Origin of the sequence: Clostridium sp. CM028, from assembly GCF_030585565.1 — a bacterium.
Lineage (GTDB): Bacteria > Bacillota > Clostridia > Clostridiales > Clostridiaceae > Clostridium_AD > Clostridium_AD estertheticum_B.
This window is the reverse complement of record NZ_CP077766.1, coordinates 921,745-945,807: the sequence shown is the minus strand read 5'-3', so window position 1 is coordinate 945,807 and position 24,063 is coordinate 921,745. Positions and strand designations below refer to the sequence as shown.

General features: G+C 32.3%; 19 protein-coding genes and 1 rRNA gene. 16 read left to right on the top strand and 4 right to left on the bottom strand.

Going from position 1 to position 24,063, the window contains the following annotated elements; all coding sequences use genetic code 11:
- Positions 1-651: 651 nt before the first annotated feature.
- From KTC94_RS04520 to KTC94_RS04505, 4 genes are all read left to right on the top strand, one after another.
- The gene (locus tag KTC94_RS04520) at positions 652-2,178 is read left to right on the top strand and encodes a transposase (RefSeq protein WP_216304106.1); all 1,527 of its coding nucleotides are present in this window, start codon (positions 652-654) and stop codon (positions 2,176-2,178) included.
- A 302-nt stretch (positions 2,179-2,480) separates the two neighbouring features.
- On the top strand, positions 2,481-2,738 hold the full coding sequence (locus tag KTC94_RS04515; protein ID WP_216304105.1) for a hypothetical protein: 258 nt from the start codon (positions 2,481-2,483) through the stop codon (positions 2,736-2,738).
- A 126-nt stretch (positions 2,739-2,864) separates the two neighbouring features.
- Positions 2,865-3,275, top strand: coding sequence for a peptide deformylase (locus KTC94_RS04510; protein ID WP_216304104.1), 411 nt, complete (start codon positions 2,865-2,867; stop codon positions 3,273-3,275).
- A gap of 197 nt (positions 3,276-3,472) precedes the next feature.
- Entirely contained in the window at positions 3,473-4,981 is a 1,509-nt protein-coding gene (locus KTC94_RS04505) for a 4Fe-4S dicluster domain-containing protein (protein WP_220320547.1), read from the top strand.
- 111 nt (positions 4,982-5,092) lie between these two features.
- On the opposite strand, the gene KTC94_RS04500 is transcribed toward KTC94_RS04505, so the two are convergent.
- Complete coding sequence (locus KTC94_RS04500) at positions 5,093-5,539, bottom strand: staygreen family protein (protein WP_258876472.1); 447 nt, start codon at positions 5,537-5,539, stop codon at positions 5,093-5,095.
- Between the two features lie 413 nt (positions 5,540-5,952).
- Between KTC94_RS04500 and KTC94_RS04495 the strand changes: the two genes are divergently transcribed.
- The 6 genes from KTC94_RS04495 to KTC94_RS04470 all read left to right on the top strand — a co-directional run bounded on the left by KTC94_RS04495 (position 5,953) and on the right by KTC94_RS04470 (position 12,095).
- Positions 5,953-6,996 carry a DnaD domain-containing protein gene (locus KTC94_RS04495; RefSeq protein ID WP_220320546.1) on the top strand — a complete coding sequence of 348 codons (1,044 nt, stop codon included), beginning with the start codon at positions 5,953-5,955 and terminating at the stop codon, positions 6,994-6,996.
- Between the two features lie 356 nt (positions 6,997-7,352).
- Positions 7,353-7,742: a hypothetical protein gene (locus tag KTC94_RS04490; RefSeq protein WP_258876471.1), complete on the top strand. Its 390-nt coding sequence runs from the start codon at positions 7,353-7,355 to the stop codon at positions 7,740-7,742.
- 29 nt (positions 7,743-7,771) lie between these two features.
- The gene (locus KTC94_RS04485) at positions 7,772-8,377 is read left to right on the top strand and encodes a hypothetical protein (RefSeq protein ID WP_220320545.1); all 606 of its coding nucleotides are present in this window, start codon (positions 7,772-7,774) and stop codon (positions 8,375-8,377) included.
- 243 nt (positions 8,378-8,620) lie between these two features.
- Entirely contained in the window at positions 8,621-8,776 is a 156-nt protein-coding gene (locus KTC94_RS04480) for a hypothetical protein (RefSeq protein WP_220320544.1), read from the top strand.
- A gap of 65 nt (positions 8,777-8,841) precedes the next feature.
- Positions 8,842-8,985, top strand: coding sequence for a hypothetical protein (locus tag KTC94_RS04475; protein ID WP_220320543.1), 144 nt, complete (start codon positions 8,842-8,844; stop codon positions 8,983-8,985).
- 209 nt (positions 8,986-9,194) lie between these two features.
- The gene (locus tag KTC94_RS04470; protein WP_220320542.1) at positions 9,195-12,095 is read left to right on the top strand and encodes a DEAD/DEAH box helicase; all 2,901 of its coding nucleotides are present in this window, start codon (positions 9,195-9,197) and stop codon (positions 12,093-12,095) included.
- Between the two features lie 11 nt (positions 12,096-12,106).
- Here KTC94_RS04470 and KTC94_RS04465 read toward each other — a convergent pair whose 3' ends face one another.
- From KTC94_RS04465 to brnQ, 3 genes are all read right to left on the bottom strand, one after another.
- On the bottom strand, positions 12,107-12,505 hold the full coding sequence (locus KTC94_RS04465; RefSeq protein ID WP_220320541.1) for a (deoxy)nucleoside triphosphate pyrophosphohydrolase: 399 nt from the start codon (positions 12,503-12,505) through the stop codon (positions 12,107-12,109).
- Positions 12,506-12,940: 435 nt separating this feature from the next.
- Entirely contained in the window at positions 12,941-14,401 is a 1,461-nt protein-coding gene (locus tag KTC94_RS04460) for an IS1182 family transposase (protein ID WP_220287894.1), read from the bottom strand.
- 205 nt (positions 14,402-14,606) lie between these two features.
- Positions 14,607-15,917 (bottom strand): branched-chain amino acid transport system II carrier protein, encoded by a 1,311-nt coding sequence (gene brnQ, locus KTC94_RS04455; RefSeq protein ID WP_220320565.1) that lies wholly within the window; start codon positions 15,915-15,917, stop codon positions 14,607-14,609.
- A 309-nt stretch (positions 15,918-16,226) separates the two neighbouring features.
- On the opposite strand from brnQ, the gene KTC94_RS04450 reads away from it, so the two are divergent.
- The 6 genes from KTC94_RS04450 to KTC94_RS04425 all read left to right on the top strand — a co-directional run bounded on the left by KTC94_RS04450 (position 16,227) and on the right by KTC94_RS04425 (position 24,003).
- Entirely contained in the window at positions 16,227-17,021 is a 795-nt protein-coding gene (locus KTC94_RS04450; RefSeq protein ID WP_216304089.1) for an acetoacetate decarboxylase family protein, read from the top strand.
- 27 nt (positions 17,022-17,048) lie between these two features.
- Positions 17,049-17,912, top strand: coding sequence for an SDR family NAD(P)-dependent oxidoreductase (locus tag KTC94_RS04445; RefSeq protein WP_220287455.1), 864 nt, complete (start codon positions 17,049-17,051; stop codon positions 17,910-17,912).
- Between the two features lie 57 nt (positions 17,913-17,969).
- Positions 17,970-19,640, top strand: coding sequence for an oleate hydratase (locus tag KTC94_RS04440; RefSeq protein WP_220320566.1), 1,671 nt, complete (start codon positions 17,970-17,972; stop codon positions 19,638-19,640).
- 259 nt (positions 19,641-19,899) lie between these two features.
- Positions 19,900-20,517, top strand: coding sequence for a nitroreductase family protein (locus tag KTC94_RS04435; RefSeq protein WP_220320567.1), 618 nt, complete (start codon positions 19,900-19,902; stop codon positions 20,515-20,517).
- A 426-nt stretch (positions 20,518-20,943) separates the two neighbouring features.
- Positions 20,944-21,888, top strand: coding sequence for a ribonuclease Z (locus KTC94_RS04430; RefSeq protein WP_220320568.1), 945 nt, complete (start codon positions 20,944-20,946; stop codon positions 21,886-21,888).
- A gap of 583 nt (positions 21,889-22,471) precedes the next feature.
- Positions 22,472-24,003 (top strand): 16S ribosomal RNA (locus KTC94_RS04425).
- Positions 24,004-24,063: the final 60 nt, after the last annotated feature.

Genomic DNA, 24,063 nt, shown 5'->3' with positions numbered 1-24,063 from the left:
TCCACTGTCTACTTGACAGGGGGCAGTTCAAATGAATTCCCTTTTAATATATTCGTATAGTCAATCCACCATGTTATCATCTGCAATAAAATCTACATCAACATTCTTCTCCCTAAGCTTATTAATATAAACCACTGCACACCTAAATGTCTTTTTATTCTTTGGATTTTATTGTCTCACTGAAAAATTCACAGGCTTATTGTAACATTTACAAACTACTATTCAATTTGAAGTCAATATATTTTTCAAAACTAATTACAGTTTTGAATTTACAATGAATTTGTGCGGAAAGCCCACTCCTTAAGGTGTGGGATGGATAGCACTTGTCGATAGGCAATAAAAGAATTATAAAAAAAATAATAAAGGAACAAATATAACACTATAATTAATTATCATTTTTGTATATTGTCCAAGGGATAGGAGAAAATATTATTAATACATAGTGTAGAAGAAGACTTAAATACATAACTAAGGGGATTAAATCATCTCCTGCGGAGCTGAAGTATTAACGACTTCAGAAGGAGATTTATACTTCCACTGAAGTTTTCTGTTTGTTAGGGTATGTAACTCCAGCTTATAGAAGTGGGAGACTTCCTTCTGAAATGTCGTTAAAATTGAAACTTCAACTATAGAAAGTGAGGTGAATATTCAGTGGCAAAAAAAGAAGCTAAACAACGGTTCGTATTGAACCTAAATCTTAAACTTGAAAAATTTGAAGAAAAGATATTGGATAAAAGATTTGAGATTGGAAGGAAGATCTATAATTCAGTTTTAGGTAAAGCTTTAAGTAGGTATAATGAAATGAGCAAGACTAAAAACTGGAGGAAAAATCAATCTGAATTATCAAATATTTATAAAAATAAATTGGACAAGAAAGAATTGAACAAGCTTTGCACTCCGTATTTTGATATTAAAAATGCAATGCTTAAAGAATTTAGGCTAACCGAATATTCACTTCATGAAGATGTAAGATCAACGCAACATACATTTAAACATAATTTAGACAGCTTCACTGCTCAGAAGATTGCATCAAGAGTATGGGAATCTTTAGAAAATAATTTATTTGGCAAAGGTGAACAAGTTCACTTTAAAGGTAGAAACAATCCGTTAAATTCATTAGAAGGTAAATCTAATGGCACTGGAATAAAATATGATATTGAAACAAATACGCTTAAATGGAATGGGTTAAAGATTGAAACAATGCTTAATATAAATAACCAATATGAGATAGATGCTTTAAGGAATAAAATATGTTTCTGTAGAATTAAAAGGAAATTTGTACGAGGGCGTTATAAATATATACTTCAAATAGTTTTGGATGGAGTAGCTCCTACTAAGTTTAACCAAGAGACAGGAGAAATTAGAAATGATATCGGCCTTGGAGATTGCGGAATTGACATAGGCACACAGACAATCGCTTATACTTGTGAATCTGATGTTAAGCTATATGAATTGGCTCCACATGTACAAAATATTGAAAATGAAAAACGTAGAATTCAAAGATATATGGATAGAAGTAAGAGAAAAACTAATCCTAATAATTTCGATGAAAATTGCAGTATAAAAAAAGGTGTTAAATTAGAATGGAAATATTCAAAGAGATACGTAAAAGCTAAGAATAAACTTAAAGATATATATAGGAAACAAAGGGATATAAGAGAACAAGATCATAATATAATGATTAATGAAATAGTAAAAAATTGCAATGTAGTCTATGTTGAAGAAATGAATTTTAAAGGATTGCAAAAACGTGTTAAAAATGCAACTACTAATGATAAGACTGGAAGGATTAACAAGAAAAAGAGATTTGGTAAATCATTAGCAAATAAAGCACCTAGTAAATTTTTAACAATGCTAGAAAATAAGCTAAAATCTAAAGGCGGAAAATACTTTGAAATTAATACGTGGCAAGTGAAAGCTTCACAGTATAACCACTTAAATCAACAATATAGTAAAAAGAAATTATCTCAAAGGTGGAATGATTTTGAATATAATGGCAAACAAATCAAAGTCCAAAGGGATATATATTCGGCATACCTAATTAAAAATGTTAATGATGATTTATGCAGTATAAATTTTGATGCATGTAATAAAGATTTTGAAAAGTTTTTAGTATTGCATAGTAAAGAAATTAAAAGATTGCAAGGATTAGATAATTTAAGTAGTATGGGAGTTTAGAATAAAAAAATGTCTTGAAACGGGCATTATGCTATCGCTAATGGGTTGGTTGCAATCCTTGATGGTGAAATTTTTGGGGAAAATAATTAGTGTTAATATCATTCGTGATATTAAAGAAAGTTATTTAGTACCTAAGAACCACATGCTTTTAAGCGTGGGAGTTTCAGAATAAAAGAAGATAGTATAAAAGGGATGAATGTATTAATATTTCTTATCAGCTATGTTATCATTGATATAGATGTTTAGCATTTAGAGAACAATGTTTGCGATAAACAATAACTAAATAAAGGGGAAATGCAATCTTGGTAAAGGATAAATTAAAAGACCATATTATGGAAACTGTTGAAAATCAAATAAAGGATAACAATCCTAAATGTACAACTGAAGTTTTTGAAAAATTAGTAGCTTGTGGATATGCACAAGATATGGCAAAGAAAATGATTGGAGCAGTTTTAGTGGAAGAGCTATATTATGTTTTGAAAAACGAGGAGTTATTTAATGAAGAAAGATATAGTGAAAAATTAGATAAGTTACCATTATTAATTAAGAAATTATATTGAATTCATAGAAAATGTATAGTAAAATCAAATTTTGCTATGCATTTTCTAATACAAGCTCCATAATGTATTTGTACAATAGAGGAATCATTTAAAAATATAAATAAGACTAAAGAAGGAGTATAACATATGGTTAGATCAATTATGAAAGACATATTTTTTCTTAATCAAAAATCAGAACTTGCTACAAAAGCAGATGCTCAGGTGATACAGGATTTGCTTGATACGCTTAAAGCAAATAAAGAAGGGTGTGTAGGAATGGCAGCTAATATGATTGGTGTCAAAAAAAGAATTATTGTGATCAGTATGGGCGATATGAACGTTCCGATGATTAATCCTGTGATAGCGAATAAATCGGGTCAATATGAAACAGAAGAAGGATGTCTTTCACTTATAGGTGTTAGAAAAACTAATAGATTCAAAGAGATAGAAGTAGAGTATTTTGATTCGGGATTTAAGAAGCGAAGGGGAAAATACTCAGGATGGATTGCTCAAATTATTCAACATGAAGTAGACCATTGTGATGGGATAGTCATATAGAAAAAAGGTAAGAGCGCTGTTCAAGGTGCAATCACAGCAATTAAAGAAAAATTCATGATAATTAACCAGTTATAATATAAAAAGCTATAAGTAAAATAAATACACAAACAAAATTGACTGAATTATACTATATGATATTCTAACGAAGAATATATATATGTAGTTTTTATAAATATCAAAGCATAAAAGGAGTAAAAATGAAATACGAATATAAAACACTTACTGATATTAGACACAAAGTTTTTACGGCCGTAAGTAAGATGGCCTTTGAAGACAATTTAAAAGATATAGAGAATATTCCATATGAGATCATTCGTGGAGAGGTGGGTAAGTATAGAGAAAGTACATTTCTTGAAAGAGCAATAGTTAGTGAGCGAATCCGTTTGGCAATGGGACTAAATTTAAGACCAAGTGATAAACCAAGATCAATTACGGAGGGATTAGAGGGGGCAACCAAACCTTCAAAATATTATGAACCGCCACTTGTAAATATTATAAAATTTGCTTGTAATTCTTGTCCAACAAATAGCTATGAAGTTACAAATATGTGCCGTGGCTGCCTAGCACACCCTTGTGTAGAAGTTTGTCCTAAAGGCGCAGTTAGTATAGCTAATGGGAAAAGTGTTATTGATCAGGAAAAATGTATAAAGTGTGGTTTATGTGCTAAAGTGTGTCCGTATTCAGCAATAATAAAACATGGGCGCCCATGTGCCATGGCATGCGGAGTGGATGCAATATATACGGATGAATATGGCAGAGCATCAATAGATTATGATAAATGTGTTAGCTGTGGAATGTGTTTGGTAAATTGTCCTTTTGGAGCAATATCTGATAAAAGCCAAATATTTCAACTAATTCAGGCAATTAATCAAAAGAAAGAAGTAATTGCAATTGTAGCTCCATCATATGTGGGGCAGTTTGGTAAAAATGTTGGATTTAATGATTTTAAAAGAGCGATGATTACAATTGGATTTAAAGATGTTGTTGAAGTTGCGATTGGTGCAGATATTTGTACAATTGATGAGGCAAAAGATTTTATAGAAAATGTACCTGAAAAACTTTCCTTTATGGCTACTTCATGCTGCCCTTCATGGTCTGTTATGGCTAAAAAATTATATCCTGAATATGCTGAAAATATTTCAATGACTTTGACTCCAATGGTTTTTGCTGCTCGACTTGTGAGAGAAAAACATAAAGATGCAATGATTGTTTTTGTTGGGCCATGTAGTGCGAAAAAATTAGAAGCTTCCAGAAAAAGCGTAAAAAGTGAAGTTGATTTTGTAATTACATATGAGGAGTTATCTGGAATGCTTACAGCCAAAGAAGTAGAAATAATTGGTACAGATATGAGCTTGAGTAATGAAGCAACTGGTTCAGGAAGAGGCTTTGCGGTTGCAGGTGGAGTCGCTAAGGCTGTAGCTGATTTGATAAAAAAAGAACATCCAGGGCGAGAAGTAAAGATTAAAGCTGCGAATGGACTGAGAGAATGTAGGGAGATGTGTAATGATGCCATAAAAGGAAAGTATGATGGATATCTCATTGAAGGAATGGCGTGTCCGGGCGGCTGTGTGGCTGGAGCTGGGTGTATTGTCAAACCTAACATAGCTGGTGCTCAGGTTAAACAAGCGGCTAAAAATTCTGAGCTGAAGATTTCAGATGAGTCTAAATATGCTGATAAACTTTACTTGTTAGATGGAAAAAGCTAGAGGAAGAATAGAAAATCGTATTTATTATACAGTAAAACCCACAACTATTTAATTAGTTGTGGGTTTTCTTACATTTTAAGTTATGTTATATGGATACTAAATTAAGAATTTTTATTTATAATCTGAAGGAGTTCCCCATAGTTCTAAACGATTAAACATAGGATAAACAGAATTAAATTTCACATAAATAGGTGCTTTATCTAAAGAGGGATTTTCTCTGAAAAATTCTCTATCTCCATATCTAAGCGCCTGCAATGCTAGCGGTAATTCTTTTGTGAAAATGCTATTACGTACAGCTGACATTATTGGGTTCTTTTCTTTATCTACCATAACATTAACCAGCAGTGCGTACTCACTATTAACTATGATCCATTCTGCCAGCACTTCATCCCTCATGGCAGTGATTTTATCATAATCATACTTTGCTGCAATAGTCAAAAATAATTCTCCGGTAACGTCTGAATGAGTAAGGGTATATTTCCTAGGAATAATTGGTTTTGTTTCACCTGTTCCCATGCCAAAATTAACGTGTAACATTTCCGTATTAAATTTGCTCAAAGCATTCCCTCCATAATATAAATACATTATATATATTATGAAGTTAACTGTTGTTATGTTCTTGTTATGTACTTAAATCAAGTCCTGCGCAGATGATTTAACAAACTAACATTTTTTCTAAAGTCCAACATACATCGCTTTATTCATTGATACTGATCCCCTTTATAAATTATTTTTAAAATAGTTTGATATATGCGCCAAAATTGTAAACAAAAGCATATATGTATTGTAAAAGGATAAGTTCCACAGAACTATATATGCATCACATTAATAAATATATTAAATTATTATAAATAGGAAGAGAAAGTATAGAAAGTATAGCGATAATAGGGGGTTCGGTTTTGCCATTCTCGTGGCTATATAGTAGAGGGACTAATTAAAAGTCTTAGATAAAACATTAGGAGGAACAAATAATGGCTAAATATAGACAGCTTTATACAGAATTTTGGAGTGATAGCTTCGTTCTTGAACTTACTCCACAGGAAAAGTTTTTTTATTTATATCTTTTAACAAATACTAAAACAACGCAAAGTGGTATTTATGAAATTTCCAAAAGGTTTATAGAGATGGAAACAGGGATTAACAGGGAAACTGTAGATGAATTAATTGAAAAATTCTGTGAGTACAACAAAATCTTATACTGTGAAGAGACAAAAGAGATTATGGTGCTAAATTGGATAAAATACAATGTTCCTAATAATATTAACGCAATTTTAGGTGTTCAAAAAGAATTAAAAAAGGTTAAAAACAAAGAATTTCTTAAAGTTTTGCTTGAAAAATGCAAGGCAGATCAACTCGATGTGGAGAAAATTTTTGAAAATATTATTGTAGAGAAATTTATAGATGATGATTTTTTTTTAGAGAGCAATTCAGATGATGATGTAGAAGAGAAAGAAACTGGACAAGTCAGTGAATTTTCAATTAATAGGCCACTTGATAGCCACTTACAAGCCCCTTACATGAGGCTACCAAGTAATAGAATAAGAAGTAAAGAACAAGAAGTAATAAATAAAGAACAAGGATTAAATAATAAAGAAGAAGAAGTAAAGAGTAAAGAAACAGTGGCAATAGACTATAAAAATAAATCTGCGGCTACTTCAGAAGGCCTAAAAAAAATCATTAAAGTTTTCGAAGAGAACATACATGTCATAACTCCTTTTGTGTATGAAAAAATATTAGATTTTACAAGACAGGTGAGTAGTAAAGTCATCATTATGGCCATCTATGAGGCTGTGAACTACAATGCCAAGACCATTAAATACATTGCAAAAATACTAAATAACTGGATAAGTAATGGCATAAAAACTGATGAGCAAGTAATAATATATCAAAAACAATGGGCTAATAAAAAAAGTAGCAGGACACGTCAAAACGTTAAGAGTGGTGGGTTCTGCGACTATGAACAGAGAACATACGATTTTGATATCCTAGAAAAACAGTTATTGGGACTAGCATAGCAGTAAATTATTTTTGAATATATTCTATATGGAAATTTTTAAAGGCTGTGTTTTATCATGGGAAAACTAGTTGGAAAGGCTAAAAATAAATAAAGTGGGGCAACAGAGGCGATTAGATGGGATGATTTAGCTAATAAAGAAAAATATAAAGTCACTGAAAGAGATATGGTATCTAGGTATTAAAAGAAAAATATTCAACTGTAGCATACTAGATATATATAAACAACCAATACTAATGATGGAAGGATAAATATTATGAAGACACCAAAAGTTATAAAATCTGGAGTATTAGAAATATTTAATGATTTACCATGTTATGTATTAGATGATGGACAAAGAGTTTTAGATTATCTAGTTTGACAAAGGCTTTAAGAGAAAAGGAACATGGTAAGTTCGGTAATTATTTAGCAGCATCAAATATAATTAAATATATACCCAATAGATTGAAACCTTTAACTGATGAAAATCACGATAGAACTCCTCAAGGTGCTATAGAATTTGAATTTGATGAAAAGCTAGAAAAGGGATATAACTCCGAGGATTTCATGGATGTATGTAGTGCATTTGTAATGGCCAACTTGAATAATGAGAAGATATCGGAAGCTCAACAAGAAATTGTTAAAAATGCGAATAAGTTTATTTTAGCTACGGCCAAGATTGGTATTATAGCATTAATAGATGAAGTTAAGAGTGAATTACATGTAATTTTAGATTATGAATTAGTACATACAGGTGGTATTCTTTAATTAAGAAAAACCAAAGGAGTGATGTATTTATGATTAAATCAACAGATTACTGCGATATCTTAAAAGAGGCAAGTATAGAATATGAGGCCGCAGGACGTAAAATGGCAATAGAGAAGATATATATTAATGATAAAGCAAGAGATGAGATTAGATTTGCATATTATAAGAAAAATATAAAGGATAACTACAAGCTTGTTATTCGGCCACTTGATGTAACCGAAGATGAATTATTTGAGTTATTCCAAAAGGCTATAAACAAAGATGTAATTAGCGATGGGTTTGTTAAGAGAATAAATCAGATTATTGAAAATACAAAAGTTGGTAATCCTTATGACGAAGCATTTTGTGATACCGATTATTGTAGATATTATGCTAGAGGATCTTTTTCACTGGGTGATGCTAGGTTTAGTTTAGATCAAATTTTTATCAAAGATCTTGATAGGAGAGAAATAAGATTTGGCTATTATAAGAAAAATAAAAATGGAAAATTTCAACTAGCTCCACGACCAATTGATGTTACTGAGGATGAATTCATAGAAATGTTTGAAGACGCTATTAAAAATGGAGTGTTCTCAAATATATTTCTTTTGGCATTTAAAACAATAATTAATAATAAGATAAAAAGACAGATTTAATAAATTTGTCTTTTATTGATAAATATATTAATATATCAGTCTATAAGTGTTGTTGTGTAATAATGGACGAGAATTAAATTTGTAAGCTATGCTTTATTTTTAGTTTTTAACACGTTCCTATAATAGCTAAATATAATAGTTAAAGAGATTTTAATAGTCCTATTTCATTTATGGACATAATATACCATATAGTGTATGAAGTTTGGAAGTTGGTGAGAAATTTATTTAATAGAGGTATAAAAAATGAAAGTATATCGAGAAAAGGATAGCAGTTATGATGAATTTAATACAATAAATTATTTCTTGCATATAGAAACCGCTGTTCAAATGAAAAACAGTATAGATAATAATCCTGATTTAATGTATGAAATTAATGAAATTGATGTTATTTGTGATTGAGTTGTAAAAATGTAAATGATTTAACCTTTATAATGGTATAATATGCTATAAGTGGGGTGATAATCATGTCAAAGAATGTAGAATTAATTAAAAATTTATGTGATAATTGGAAAAGTGAAGTGTTAGGCGAAAATGGGAGTATTTCTATCGGATCAAAATCAGAAAAGTATAGACTTATTAATAATAGGATACAGGTAGGCTTTAAATAGATAAATTTATAATGAAGATATGAACGAAACAATTTCTGAAAAATAGATAAAATTATTAACAAAATTCATATGAGAAAACTAACAATTTTAACAGCTTTTAGAGATGGATAGTAATTTTATTGTATATTAGCGCTGGTATATTGGGGAAATAATAGTCTAAGATGGTGTACATATTTTCTTGAGTTACATACGAAATTATGGGGGATAAAATGAATTTAACATTTGATAAAATAGATATTAAAGAATATCAACAACTTAATCCTGTTGATATTGAATATAAAGAAATAGAAAACACCGAATTTCTATTAAATAATAAGTTAATAGTGAATTCAGAAAAAGGAAATCTATTAGATGAGCTTAAGAGGTGCTTAAATGAGTGTGAAAAGTTTTATTTTAGTGTAGCATTCATTAATTTTAGTGGACTTCAGCTTTTATTAGACACTTTTAAGGAACTTGAGGAAAAAGGCGTGGAGGGTAAAATATTAACATCTACATACCTTAATTTTACTGAACCAAAGGCACTTGAGAGGATAAATAAGTTTAATAATATTGATTTAAAGATTTTTGTTGCTACTAATAAAAAGGGTTTTCATACTAAAGCCTATATTTTTGAAAACAAAGATGAGTATAAAATAATTATAGGATCTTCTAATATAACTCAGAGAGCTTTAAAAAGTAATGTAGAGTGGAATATTAAAGTTATTTCTAAAAAGGATGATAGCTTTACCCGCGAGGTTTTGGAGGAGTATTTAAGTTTGTGGGAAACAACTTCTATTGTTGATGATGAATTTATTAATAGATACAGTGATTTTCTAAAGCAAATAAAAAAAACTCAACAAAACAATAGCTTGGATTTTAGCAGCTATGAATTAATTAAACCCAATTTTATGCAAAAGAAAGCTATGGAGAATTTACATAGATTAAGAGCTTCTGGTGAAGATAAAGCATTAGTTATTGCTGCTACTGCTACAGGGAAAACCTATATGTCAGCATTTGATGCTGTTAGCTATAAACCTGAAAAGTTGCTTTTCTTAGCTCATAGGGAAGAAATATTAAGAGATGCAGAGAGTGCTTTTAAGAAGCTCGTTAAGAATAAAGATAAAACCACAGGGCTTTTAACTGGTACAAGTAAGGAATTAAACGTAGATTATTTATTTTCAACTATACAATCAATGAATAATAATCTTGGGGATTTTAAGCATGATGAGTTTGAATACATGATTATAGATGAGGCTCATCACGCTTCGAGCCAATCTTATGAAAAAGTTATGGAATATTTTAAACCAAAGTTTTTGCTTGGGATGACTGCAACGCCAGAAAGATGTGATGGAGGAAATATATTCGATATTTTTGATAATAATGTGGCCTTAGAAGTGAGACTTAGGGAAGCTTTGGAGCTAGAACTAATTATTCCTTTTCACTATTTTGGTATATCTGATATTGAGGGTATTGACTTAAGTGATGTAAATCTTCAGGATATAGATGAAATAGTTAAGAGATTAAAGGTTAATGAGAGAGTTGACTTTATTATCGATAAGATGGAATTTTACGGTTATGATGGAGAGAAACGTAAAGGGATAGGGTTCTGTGCCAGTATTGATCATGCGCAGTATATGGCAGCTGAATTTAACAAAAGAGGGATAAGAAGTACCTGTTTAACAGGAAAGAATTCTGCTGATGAAAGAGAACATTACATAAAGAAATTAGAAGCAGATGAGGATGACTTAGAAGTTATATTTACTGTAGATATTTTTAATGAAGGCGTGGATATACCAGCTATTAATTTAGTCTTAATGCTTAGACCAACTAACTCTCCCATAATATTTATACAACAGCTGGGTCGTGGACTTAGAAATCATAAAGAAAAATCTTTTTTAACTGTACTAGATTTTATAGGAAATCATAAAAAAGTATTTTTAATAGCATTAGCTCTAAATGGTGCAAGATATTATGATAAAGATAGTTTAAAGGTAGCTGTTGCAACTCAATTTGGTAATATACCTGGATGTTCAAATATTCAAATGGATAGAATTGCTCAGGAAAGAATATTAGAACAGTTAACTGAAGAAAATTTTAATTCCATGAAATACTTAAAGGAAGAATATTTAGAATTTAAGATGATGAATTCTGGAAAGACTCCTTATTTTCTTATGGATTATATAAAGTATGATGGAGCTCCAAATCCTTTAAGATTTTTAAATAAGGAAAAAACTTATATTGGGTTTGTGGCAAAGATGGAGAATGATGAAGCTTTAAAAAAACTATTAGAAGAGGATGTTTTCTTCAAAATCCTTAAAGAACTTTCAACAAGATTGCCTATAAAAAGAGTATATGAATTTAGTATAATTAAATATTTACTAAGCCATGAAGAAATATGCTTAAATCAAGCTAAAAATGAAATATTAAAGTATATTGAGTTTGTAGATGATAATAGTATTATTCATGCTTTCCAGTGTTTAAATCAAAACTATTATGATTCAGCTCAAGTTAAAAACAATATTAAATGTTTTGAGCTTAATGGTGACGTTCTAAATTGTACATGGGATTTTAAAATGGTAATACATAATAAGAAATATAGAATATACATTGAAGATGTTATAAATTATGCTCATATAAGATATGAAAAAGAGTTTGAAAGTAAGTATTATGGAGTGCCATTCTTTAAGTTATACGAACAGTATCAAATGACAGATGCAGCACTACTTTCTAATTATACTAAAATTCATAGCTCCTTTAGAGGGAGTGGACTTATAGCAAACGGTCAAGAATATTTTCTTTTTATAGATTTACATAAGGACGAAGATGTTAAAGAAAGTATAAATTATAAAGATAAATTTAAAGGCAGCAAATATTTTCAATGGCAAAGTCCAAATAGTACAGCTCAAAGTTCAGAAAGAGGACAAAATATTATTTTTAATAAACAAAGAGGAATTAACCTTCATATTTTTGTAAGAAAGTATAAGCAAATTGATGGAGCCTCCGAGCCTTACATTTACATAGGCAAAGGTGATGTAATAGAGTATGAAGGAGAGAAACCTATAACTGTTAAAATGAAATTAGAAAATGAAATGCCAGCAGGTTTGTATACAGAATTCATAAAAAAGGTATAGCAAAATTTTTGCTATACCTTTTCTAGTGCAAGCTGATTTACAGCATTCATATCTGCTGGAGCCCATTTTAGAGAAAGTAAATTATCTCTATGTAACCATATCAATTTTGAATGTTCACTCGCAGTGGGGGTACCAGATGCTATGCGGCACCTAACAGTAATTAAATTTACTATGAATTTATCGTATTCGTGAGTGTTATCATTAAATATATCAATGAATTCAACATCGCATGATAGCTCTTCTTTTATTTCTCTTTCAATAGCTTCTTTTAAAGTTTCACCACACTCTATCTTACCGCCAGCAAACTCCCACATGTTTGGAAGAGCCATTATTGGAGACCGAAGAGCGCATAAGATTTCATTCTCTTTATTTTCGATAATAGCTCCTACAACTTTTATTAATTTCTTCATATAAAACACCTCTAAATAAGTTTAGCATAAAAGGGGTGAATGTAAAAGTGATGGCGCATTTAAAAATACACAAGTATTCCAAAATTCAAATTCCATGTTCGAATACTTTTTATTTTAATAGACAAAACAAGAATTACTACCTAAATTAGCAAATTATAATTCATAAGCCTCATTCTGCAATAATAAATTAAAGTAATGTTCAAGTAAAATATCAATTCTTTTTCTGTCATCTGCAATAGAGACTTTAGCTCATAAAAAGCTAGTTGGAGTCGTTGAGAAACTATATTTTAGGATAAAAAGCCACCTTCATATAAGAGGCCGCTGAAAAAAGCACTCTTTATTTAGTAGAGTTTTCAAGCTTGAATAGAAAAAGCATGAGATATTCATATTTTGGATATCTCATGCTTTTTATTTTATAATTAAGTTTTAAAAGCCCTATTTCATGCTTTTCAACTTAATTATTCTCTTTAGATTCACAGTGAAGATTGATAATGCACCTTGCATTTGCATGCTAATTAAGCCTGACGATATTGCTACATCATAGCTATGTTGGTGCTTAAGTTCACTGTTTTTAGCCTCTATCATATAACGTTCCCTAGCTCGTTTTTTAAAATATTCACTTTTTTCGAACTCTATTTGATCTTTGTGAGTATTTGACTTTATTGAAACTGAATAAGTTTTAGATTTAGCGCCTTCTTTATAACACCCATCTTTATGAACACAATTTTTACACTTTTCTACATTAAAATAGTAGGTTAGCACTTGATTTTTACCAACATTCTTCTTTCCCTGTTTTGCTTTTTTAATAGCCATATGACCTGCCGGACATACAAATAAACCAGCATCTTTATTAAACTCAAATTCATCTTCTTTTTTTCGCATTCCTTGTGAAATTACAGGATTTAGTCTTGAAATTAATGCAATTTTATTTTCTTTTGTATATTCTAGGTTTTTCTTTTCAGAATAAGCTGTATCTCCAATTACTTCATTTACATCTATACCAGCCTCACGGCTTTTTTCTATTAAGGTTATGAGCTCCTTTCCATCACTTTTTTCGCCAGTTGTAATAACAGCTGCTGTAATTAAACGTTCTTCACTCATAGCAAGGTGTGATTTATATCCAAAAAAAGAACTATCCTCAGTTTTATGCCCCACTTTTGCATCCTCATCTTTTGATATTTTTAGATTTTCTAAGTCATCATTAATAGCTTCCATTAAGTAGTTTAATTTAGTTTTCACAGCTGGATTTGCTGCAGTTTCTGGCTTCTCGTTTATGGTATCAATTAATAATTTGCAGTACTCAAGAATATCTTCAAGTACTCCAGTTGTAACTTTATTAGGTAACTCTTCTTTAATACCAGGATGTACTCCGTACAATGTTTTTCTTAAGTTTTTTGCACGTTTCAATAATTCCTCGCTTGCTGACTTTTGGTTATAACGTGACTTGGTATGCGTAGCATCAACTATTATTGCTTTACTTTTTAAAACCCCCTCTTTTATAGCAAGTTCTACAGTCTTGTTTATTAATAAATCCAATAAATTCATGTCTTTAAGGCGAAGCTTTCTAAATTTAGTTAGTGTACTTGAGTTTATTAAATTTGTTTCTTCTGGGGCTAAATTTAGAAAATATTTAAAGGACATGTCATAAAGAGTTCTTTCAACAACATCTTCATCAGACAATTCATATATTACTTTCAAAAGTAAATATTTAAATAGCATTATGGGGTTAATAGCACCTCTACCCATAGATGAACTATAGTTAATCATCAATTCGTCATAAACAAATGAAAAGTCAACAAGGTCATTAATTTGCTTTAAAATGTTATCTTTCGGAATAATTAACGAATATAAGCTATGGTATGTATTTATTTTTATTTCCAATTGTCCTTTTAGCATAATAGTTTAGCCCCTTTTATTTTATTCTACTATACTAATTCGACATATCTTTTAAAATTCCTTTTTGTTTTTTAGTCTTTTATATAAAAAAATCGCCATCTTTAATTAGATGACGATTTTTCATATAGTTTTTCAGTGGCCTCTCATATAAAGGTGGCTTTTTATCCTAACAATATTAATTATGAATCAACAGTATTACATTAACTTACCCTTCAAAAATTGAAGTAGCTCCATCTTCATTTATAACTTCTTTTGGTTTAATTAAAATATTAGAAATTACAAAAGCTATTAAAGCAGGTATAAGCCATGAGAATCCAACACTTGATAGAGGAATAAATTTAATAAATCCAATGCTATTTGCGTAGATACTATTTATAGTATCTAAAATACTTATAATTAGCGCTGTGTATGTAGTTATAGCAACAGCCGTATTACTCTTCACAATATCTCCAAGCAATGTAATAACTATTAGAACAATTACAATTGGATATAAAATTTGTAAAACAGGCCCTGCCAATGTAATTATACTATCAACGTCTTTCGTAGCTATTAATCCACTTACTACAGCCATAATAACAGCAGCAGTCTTGTAAGATACTTTATTATTTGAAAGATTAGCAAAGAATGTTGCTCCACTTGCGAGTAACCCTATAGCGGTTGTTAAGCATGCAAGAGCAACACATAAACTAAGAATAACTGCACCAACGCTACCTAGGTCTAACTTAACAAGCTCTGTAACTAGCTTAGTTCTAGATATATCTGCGGGGAACAAAGTACTTGTTTGTGTTCCGAGATACATAAGTCCAGCATATACAAAGGTTAAACCCGCTACAGCAACTAGTGCTGATTTTATAGTCATATTCATTATATCTTTTGTATTTTTATAACCTTTTGCTCTAACAGATGAAATAATTATTCCTGCAAATATAACAGAAGCCATAGCATCCATTGTTTGATAACCTTCTATTAAAGCTTTTGAGAATCCACTTTTATAAGATGTAGCTACAACTGGTCCAATAGGATCTATTATTCCTTTAAATATAATTATAGCTAGCATTAATAAAAGTGCGGGGGTAAGTATTTTACCTATATTATCAATTATTGAAGAAGGTTTAAGCACAAAGGCAAGTGTTATTGCAAAATACAATATAACTACTATGTTTTGTGGCACAGATGGAAATATTGGATGTATTCCAAGCTCGAAAGTTGATGCAGCGGTTCTTGGAATTGCAAATAACGGACCGATAACAAGAATTAAAGCTACACCAGTTATTATAGCAAATTTTTCACCTACTCTATTGGCCATTTTGTCGTAAGTACCATTAATTTTGGCACAGGCAATTACTCCAGTTAGTGGAAGACCAACGCCTGTAATGAGAAATCCTATTATGGATGCAAAAAATGCGCTTCCTGCAGTTTTTCCTAAGAATGGTGGAAAAATTAGGTTTCCTGCACCGAAAAACATTGCAAATAGTGCAAAACCTATAATCACGGAATGTTTTGTTGAATCTTTCATTAATGCATACCTCCAAATTAATTAATATATGTAATTTAAAAATTAAATTAGTTCTATTATAGCTATTTTTCTTAATAAAGCAAGGAATAATTAACTTTTAGTTTCCGCTAATGCCAAAAAACATACACTTTGAGTACAGTGTATGTTTTTCATACAAATTAAGGAAATTGATTGTTTAACACCTTTTTTATTAGCGTTATATTATAAATGTAGAATTCTTATATAAAAATATAAGTTTAAAGAAAGGATGGCGATGATATAATATTAGTAAAATAAACCTGAAATATAAAATATAGGGAGGTATCATTAATGAATAGTTTTGTAAAAAATCCAAATGATATTAAAAAATATATTAGTAAACCTACAACTTTTTACGATGCTCAGATGCTCACAGCTTATTGGGAAACAAAGCCTGAGATTATTGCACGTATACTTCCAGCACCTCTAAAGCCTCTAAAAGTACCTTTGGTACATGCTTTTGTAGCTAATTATCCTAGAACAAATTTTTGCCCTCCATACAAGGAAGCAGCTTTATTTATACCAGCAGATTTTAATGGTCGAATTGGAATGTATTGTCTTTCAATGCCTATAAGTGATGGCATGGCTATGGGGCTTGGCAGAGAAATTTATGGTTTTCCAAAGAAGATGGCAGAAATCGAACTTAAGAAAGATGGAGACTCTGTTTACGGAAGTGTATCTCGAAATGGAATAAACTTCTTTAGTGTAAAAGCAAATCTTAATGGAAAATGTAATGCTGAAGATGGACAGAAAATAATTGCTGATAATTATGGAGAGGGATTACCTATATTTAATTTCAAATATTCTAAGTCACCAGATGGCAGTGGATTCGACTTAAGCCCACTACTTATAGAGCAAGGTGCAACTATGGATAATAAAGTGTTTAAAACTGGAGAATTTGAGATGAATCTGAAAGACTCACCACATGACCCTTGGGCAGAATTAGAAGTTGTAAAGATGCTAGGTTGCACTTACACTGTAGGAACTTCAGTACTTTTAAGGGGTAAAGTTTTGGCAGAAGTAGATCCAATTGCGTATTTACCATATTCAAATTCAAAATGGGATTGGTGGGAAGATACTCTATAAAACAGTATAAAAAGGAGGAGTTATATTATGAAAGAGTTTAAAGGTAAGGTAGCAGTTATTACAGGGGCTGCAAATGGAATAGGATTTGCAATAGCTAAGGAATGTGCACGAAGAGAGATTAAAATAGTTATAGCAGATATTGATGGAAGGGACTTAAAAAGAGCGGAAGAACAACTTAAGGCAGAGGGAGCTGAAGTATTAGCTGTTGAAATGGATGTCATGAAATTTGAGGACATGGAGATGCTAGCGAAGATTGCCCTTGAAAAATTTCAACACATAGATTTATTGTTTAATAATGCAGGAGTCGTAGTTGCAGGGCCAGCTTGGTTACTATCTTTAAATGATTGGGAATGGGTTATGAAAGCTAATGTCTGGGGCATTATCCATGGTGAAAAAGTGTTCATTCCAATAATGTTAAAACAGGATACTGAGTGCCATATTGTTAATACTTCTTCTGTAGCTGGGCTTTTGGATTTGAATGGAATGTCAGCTTACCATACTTCGAAATTTGCAGCGGTTGGTCTTTCTGAATCTACCTACTTAGATCTTCAATGCGAAACGGACAAAATAAAAATGTCAGTATTCTGTCCAGGATTTATTCAAACAGACCTTGATAATTGTGAGAGGCACAGACCAAATATTTATAAAAATGATATGAGCCAGCCTTATTATCAAAGTGATTTATATAAAGAAGAAGAGCAAAAGAAACATAAGGTTATCAAAGGCGGTATACCAATTGACACAATTGGGGCAACTATATTCAAGGCAATTGAAGAAGAAAAATTTTATATCTTAACACATGAAGAGTTAAATCCACTTATAGGTCTGAGAGTAAAAAACATGTTTGAAGGTGGAAGTCCATCTATGAATGTAATAAGAGGCGTTAAGTGATTTTAATACAGTATATGATAAAGGATTAGTGAATAAACCAAAAAATAGGAGGCGAAAATGGAACAAAACTATAAAAATATAAATGAATTTTCTAATGGTGATAATTATAAAATAAAAGCTTATCTTGTTGGAGGTGGAATTGCATCCCTTGCTAGTGCTGTTTATTTTATTAGAGATGGACATGTTTCTGGAAAGAATATATCAATATTTGAAGAGTCTAATATAACAGGTGGTAGTCTAGATGCCCAAGGTTCAGCTGAAAATGGGTATGTCTATCGTGGTGGAAGAATGTTCGATGAAGAAGCCTACACCGCCACTTTTGATCTTTTATCAAGCATTCCGTCATTAACTGATTCAGAAAAAACATTATATGATGAATTTGTTGAATTCAATAAGAAATTTAAGTCCAGCGCTAAAGCTAGATTAGTTGGTGAAAATAAAGAGGTAATTGATGTATCTTCTCTTGGATTTAATCAACAGAATAGATTGGATTTAATTAAAATTATGGCTCAATCTGAGGAATCACTTGGAACAAGTAGGGTAAAAGATTGTTTTGGAGATTCATTTTTCAAAAGTAAATTTTGGTTTATGTGGTGCACAACTTTTGCGTTTCAACCATGGCATAGTGCAGTAGAATTTAAGAGATATCTTCATAGATTTATTCATGAGTTGCCTCGTATTAACACTTTATCTGGTGTCCGTCGCACGCCGTACAATCAATATGATTCTATGGTTTTGCCAATAGTTAAATGGCTAAAAGAACAAGGCGTCCACTTTGAAATGAATTGTGAAGTCACTAATCTAGATTTTAAAACTTCTGAAAATGAAAAAACTGTAGAACGTATTCATTATACTAGTAATGGAAAACCAAAAAGTATTCACATTGAAAACGGGGACTATGTTCTTGCAACCATTGGATCTATGACGGCAGGATCAAGCCTTGGATCAATGTCAACTGTACCTAAGGTTGAAGCTAAGAGCTTAGGAGGCTCGTGGAAACTTTGGGAAAATATAGCGAAAAATAGACCTGAGTTTGGTAAGCCATCCGTTTTTGATGATCATATAGATGAATCGCTATGGGAATCATTCACAGTTACTTTTAGAGATCCAACATTTTTCAGATTAATGGAGAGTTTTAATGAAAATTCTGTATTTACTTTCAAGGACTCCAATTGGCTTATGTCAGTTGTTTTACCTCATCAACCATATTATAATAATCAACCTGAAAATGTTAATATATGTTGGGGCTATTGCTTGTCTCCAAATAAAAAAGGTAACTATGTGCAAAAAAAGATGTCTGAATGTACTGGTGAAGAGATATTAACAGAATTATGTTGCCATCTTGCTTTGAAAGAAGAAATGCCTTTAATTCTTAAAACATCTACATGTATACCATGTATAATGCCTTTTATAACAAGTCAATTTTTACCTAGAACAATGGGAGATAGGCCTGCGGTTGTACCAATAGGATCAACTAATTTAGCATTTATTGGACAATTCTGTGAAATGCCTGACGATGTTGTTTTTACAGTTGATTACTCGGTTAGATCAGCACAAACAGCAGTTTATTCTCTTCTCAAGTTAGATAAAGAGGTTACTCCTATTTACAAGGGCCAATATGATACCCGTGTAGTAATTGATTCAGCTATGACTATGCTAAGGGATGATAATCTCCGTGAATCACTTAGCTCAGTATTGAATATATTTAAGGCTCCTGAAACAAAATAACAAGTCAAAGATGCCTAAGTAGATTAAATAAACTGGTACCTATAGCGAATTAGCTATAGGTACTTTTTATGGACTCAAAGGATATATGAATAGAATGCGAGCATAATATCAAAGTTAAACGATTTTTTAGTATTAAAGAAATTAATAATTTCAATATATGCTTGACATAATCAGTAAACTATCGGTATAATAATATAAATTAAGTAATAATAATTAGTAACGAATAATCTTAAAAAAGGAAATTAAGGGGTGTATTTAAATGAATTTAAAAGAAGTTTTTGAAAATAGAAGAGCTATTAATTTTTTTGATGTAAATAAAGGTCTTGAAGAGGGAATACTAAAGGATATAATTAACCTTGCGGTATTAGCTCCATCAGCATTTAACCTTCAACCTTGGGAAATTATAGCAGTGAAATCTAAAGAAGCTAAAGAGAAATTGTATAAACTTTCAAGTAGTCAGCCTAAGATATTAGAGGCTCCAGTGACCCTAATAATTGTAGGTAATAAAACTGGATATAATGAAACAAATCCTACATGGAAGGATATGTTAAATCTATTTGGTGGTGATAAAGAAAAATTAGCAGGTACACAAGGGTTTGCACATAGTTTATATGGTACATCAGAGGAAAATAAATTAAAGTTCGCTGAGAGTAATGCAGGACTTCTAGCAATGTCTATAATGTATGCAGCTAAGAACCTTGGAGTAGATTCTCATCCAATGAGTGGCGTGGATTTTGAGGGTGTGAGAAAAGAATTTGGACTTGATGAGAATAAGACAGTAGTAATGCTAATCTCACTTGGATACTTAGATGAAAGTAAGACACTTTATCCAAGGGCATATAGAAGAGGCTACGATGAGATAGTTAAAGAAGTTTAACGACATTTCAGAAGGAAAGTCTCCTATAGTTTCCTCGGGGTATTGAACATCTGTATTTGGTTATTCAATACCACAAAAACACATCCAATTGTAGTTTTGAAATTCTATAGCTTGGATGTGTTTTGTATTATATATGAACACCTTTCTTTGTAATTTTCTTATTATTTTTCATAATGGCTCTTACAACTTTTATTAATTCCTTCATATATAGACATATAAATAAGTTTAGAATAAAAGAGTTTGAATGAAGGTCCGTGAATATGAGAAGACTATGATAGTATATAATCATATAAGGAATACCCTATATTTTTGTGGATTTTAAGTTCGAAATTGATATTCTTATTAAGTTGTAAAGAGGAATAATAGGATTCAACTTGGAGACTTTAGCATATTTTTCATGTTGAAACAATAGATGAGGTGATTTAATTGGTTGATTTAGCACTGCTAGGATGTGGAGGGGGAATGCCAATTCCCGAAAGATATTTATCTTCACTTCTCATAAACTATAAAGGAAGAAAAATACTTATTGACTGCGGAGAAGGTACCCAGGTATCCATGAAAATACTTGGCTGGGGGTTTAAGTCGATAGATGTGATTTGTATAACTCATGGACATGCGGACCACATTGTAGGACTTCCAGGTATTCTTGCAACGATTGGTAACAGTGGTAGAACTGATCCCATTACTATAATTGGGCCTAAAGGTATTACTGATATTGTGAAAGGGCTAAGGGTTGCAGCACCTTACCTTCCTTACGAACTTAATATCTTAGAAAATCCTCAAGAACCCGTGAAAATACAAGCTTCATTAAAATGTATTAATACTTCAGTAGGAGAATTTAATGATTTAATAATTTCAACACTAGAACTTGAGCACTCAACTAATTGTTTGGGTTATAGCCTCTATTTTAATAGAAAACCAAAATTTGATGTAGGAAGTGCAGCTAAAAATGAAATACCAAAGAGATTTTGGAGTAGATTGCAAAAAAATGAGATTATAAATGAACATGATAAAACATATTTTCCAAGCATGGTGATGGGAAAAGAAAGAACAGGGATAAAAATTAGTTTTATAACAGATACAAGACCAACTCCTAAAATAACAACTTTTATTAAAGGAAGTGACTTGTTCATTTGTGAAGGTACTTATGGTAATGAAAATGATATTGAAAAAGCCATAAGGAACAAACATATGACCTTTAGTGAGGCGGCAGAACTTGCTTTAAGTGGAGATGTACAAGAACTTTTATTAACACATTTTAGCCCTTCAATGTTTAACCCGCAAGAGTATAAAGATAGAGCAGAAGGCATTTTTCAAAACACTATTATTGGCTTTGATAGAATTGTACGGACTATGTCTTTTAAAGATTAGAAAAAATATTCCTTAATGTAACCCACTACTTATAGGAGTAGTGGTTTTTTTAGCTAGTACTACAAATGACGCAAGTTCTTTTATGGTAGATAAAGAGGTGGTTTTAGTATTTAGCCATGCGTATCAGGATGCGAAATATTGAATTATTTAGACTAATATGTAGAAATATGAATATAATCTAGCTAGGGTACCTATGTTGTGAAATTATGCTCTTATTTATGTGATAAAATACTCCTTGTCGTCACAAACTAGTGGCACGATAAGCTAACTGTTGATAACTATTTAATATGTTTTCAAATGAAAATAAGTTTTAAAAAGTTATTGACAAAACAAGAAATACCTAGTAATATAGTAGAAGTCGTCACATGATGACAAAACAAATTGGTCTTTGAAAATTAAACAGAGAAATAGGTAAAGATAGCGAAATAATATTTCGTTAAACCAGTTAATTACTTTAGTATAAAGTAAAATTTAGTCGTAAGACTAAAAGTATGTAATGAGCTTGCGAATCAACTTAATTGTTGATTAAACGACTTAACAGTTGTCGCAGATTAATCATTTCAACTAAAAAAGTGTAAACTTTTAAATTGAGAGTTTGATCCTGGCTCAGGACGAACGCTGGCGGCGTGCCTAACACATGCAAGTCGAGCGATGAAACCTTTCGGGGTGGATTAGCGGCGGACGGGTGAGTAACACGTGGGTAACCTGCCTCAAAGAGGGGAATAGCCTCCCGAAAGGGAGATTAATACCGCATAATATGTTTTGGTCGCATGATCGAAACATCAAAGGATTTTTCTTCGGAAAATTCCACTTTGAGATGGACCCGCGGCGCATTAGCTAGTTGGTGAGGTAACGGCTCACCAAGGCGACGATGCGTAGCCGACCTGAGAGGGTGATCGGCCACATTGGAACTGAGACACGGTCCAGACTCCTACGGGAGGCAGCAGTGGGGAATATTGCGCAATGGGGGAAACCCTGACGCAGCAACGCCGCGTGAATGATGAAGGCCTTCGGGTTGTAAAGTTCTGTCTTCTGGGACGATAATGACGGTACCAGAGGAGGAAGCCACGGCTAACTACGTGCCAGCAGCCGCGGTAATACGTAGGTGGCAAGCGTTGTCCGGATTTACTGGGCGTAAAGGATGCGTAGGCGGACATTTAAGTCAGATGTGAAATACCCGAGCTTAACTTGGGTGCTGCATTTGAAACTGGGTGTCTAGAGTGCAGGAGAGGTAAGTGGAATTCCTAGTGTAGCGGTGAAATGCGTAGAGATTAGGAAGAACACCAGTGGCGAAGGCGACTTACTGGACTGTAACTGACGCTGAGGCATGAAAGCGTGGGGAGCAAACAGGATTAGATACCCTGGTAGTCCACGCCGTAAACGATGAATACTAGGTGTCGGGGGTCGAACCTCGGTGCCGCCGTTAACACATTAAGTATTCCGCCTGGGGAGTACGATCGCAAGATTAAAACTCAAAGGAATTGACGGGGGCCCGCACAAGCAGCGGAGCATGTGGTTTAATTCGAAGCAACGCGAAGAACCTTACCTAGACTTGACATCCCCTGCATAACCCAGAGATGGGCGAAGTCCTTCGGGACAGGGTGACAGGTGGTGCATGGTTGTCGTCAGCTCGTGTCGTGAGATGTTGGGTTAAGTCCCGCAACGAGCGCAACCCTTATCATTAGTTGCTACCATTAAGTTGAGCACTCTAGTGAGACTGCCCGGGTTAACCGGGAGGAAGGTGGGGATGACGTCAAATCATCATGCCCCTTATGTCTAGGGCTACACACGTGCTACAATGGTGAGTACAAAGAGATGCAAGACCGCAAGGTGGAGCCAAACTCAAAAACTCATCCCAGTTCGGATTGTAGGCTGCAACTCGCCTACATGAAGCCGGAGTTGCTAGTAATCGCGAATCAGCATGTCGCGGTGAATACGTTCCCGGGCCTTGTACACACCGCCCGTCACACCATGAGAGTTGGTAACACCCGAAGTCCGTGAGGTAACCTAACACTTAGGTGTTTATGGAGCCAGCGGCCGAAGGTGGGATTGATGATTGGGGTGAAGTCGTAACAAGGTAGCCGTAGGAGAACCTGCGGCTGGATCACCTCCTTTCTAGGGAGTAGATGTATTGACTTCGGTCGATGCAATAGAAGAATATTAATTTGTTCTTCA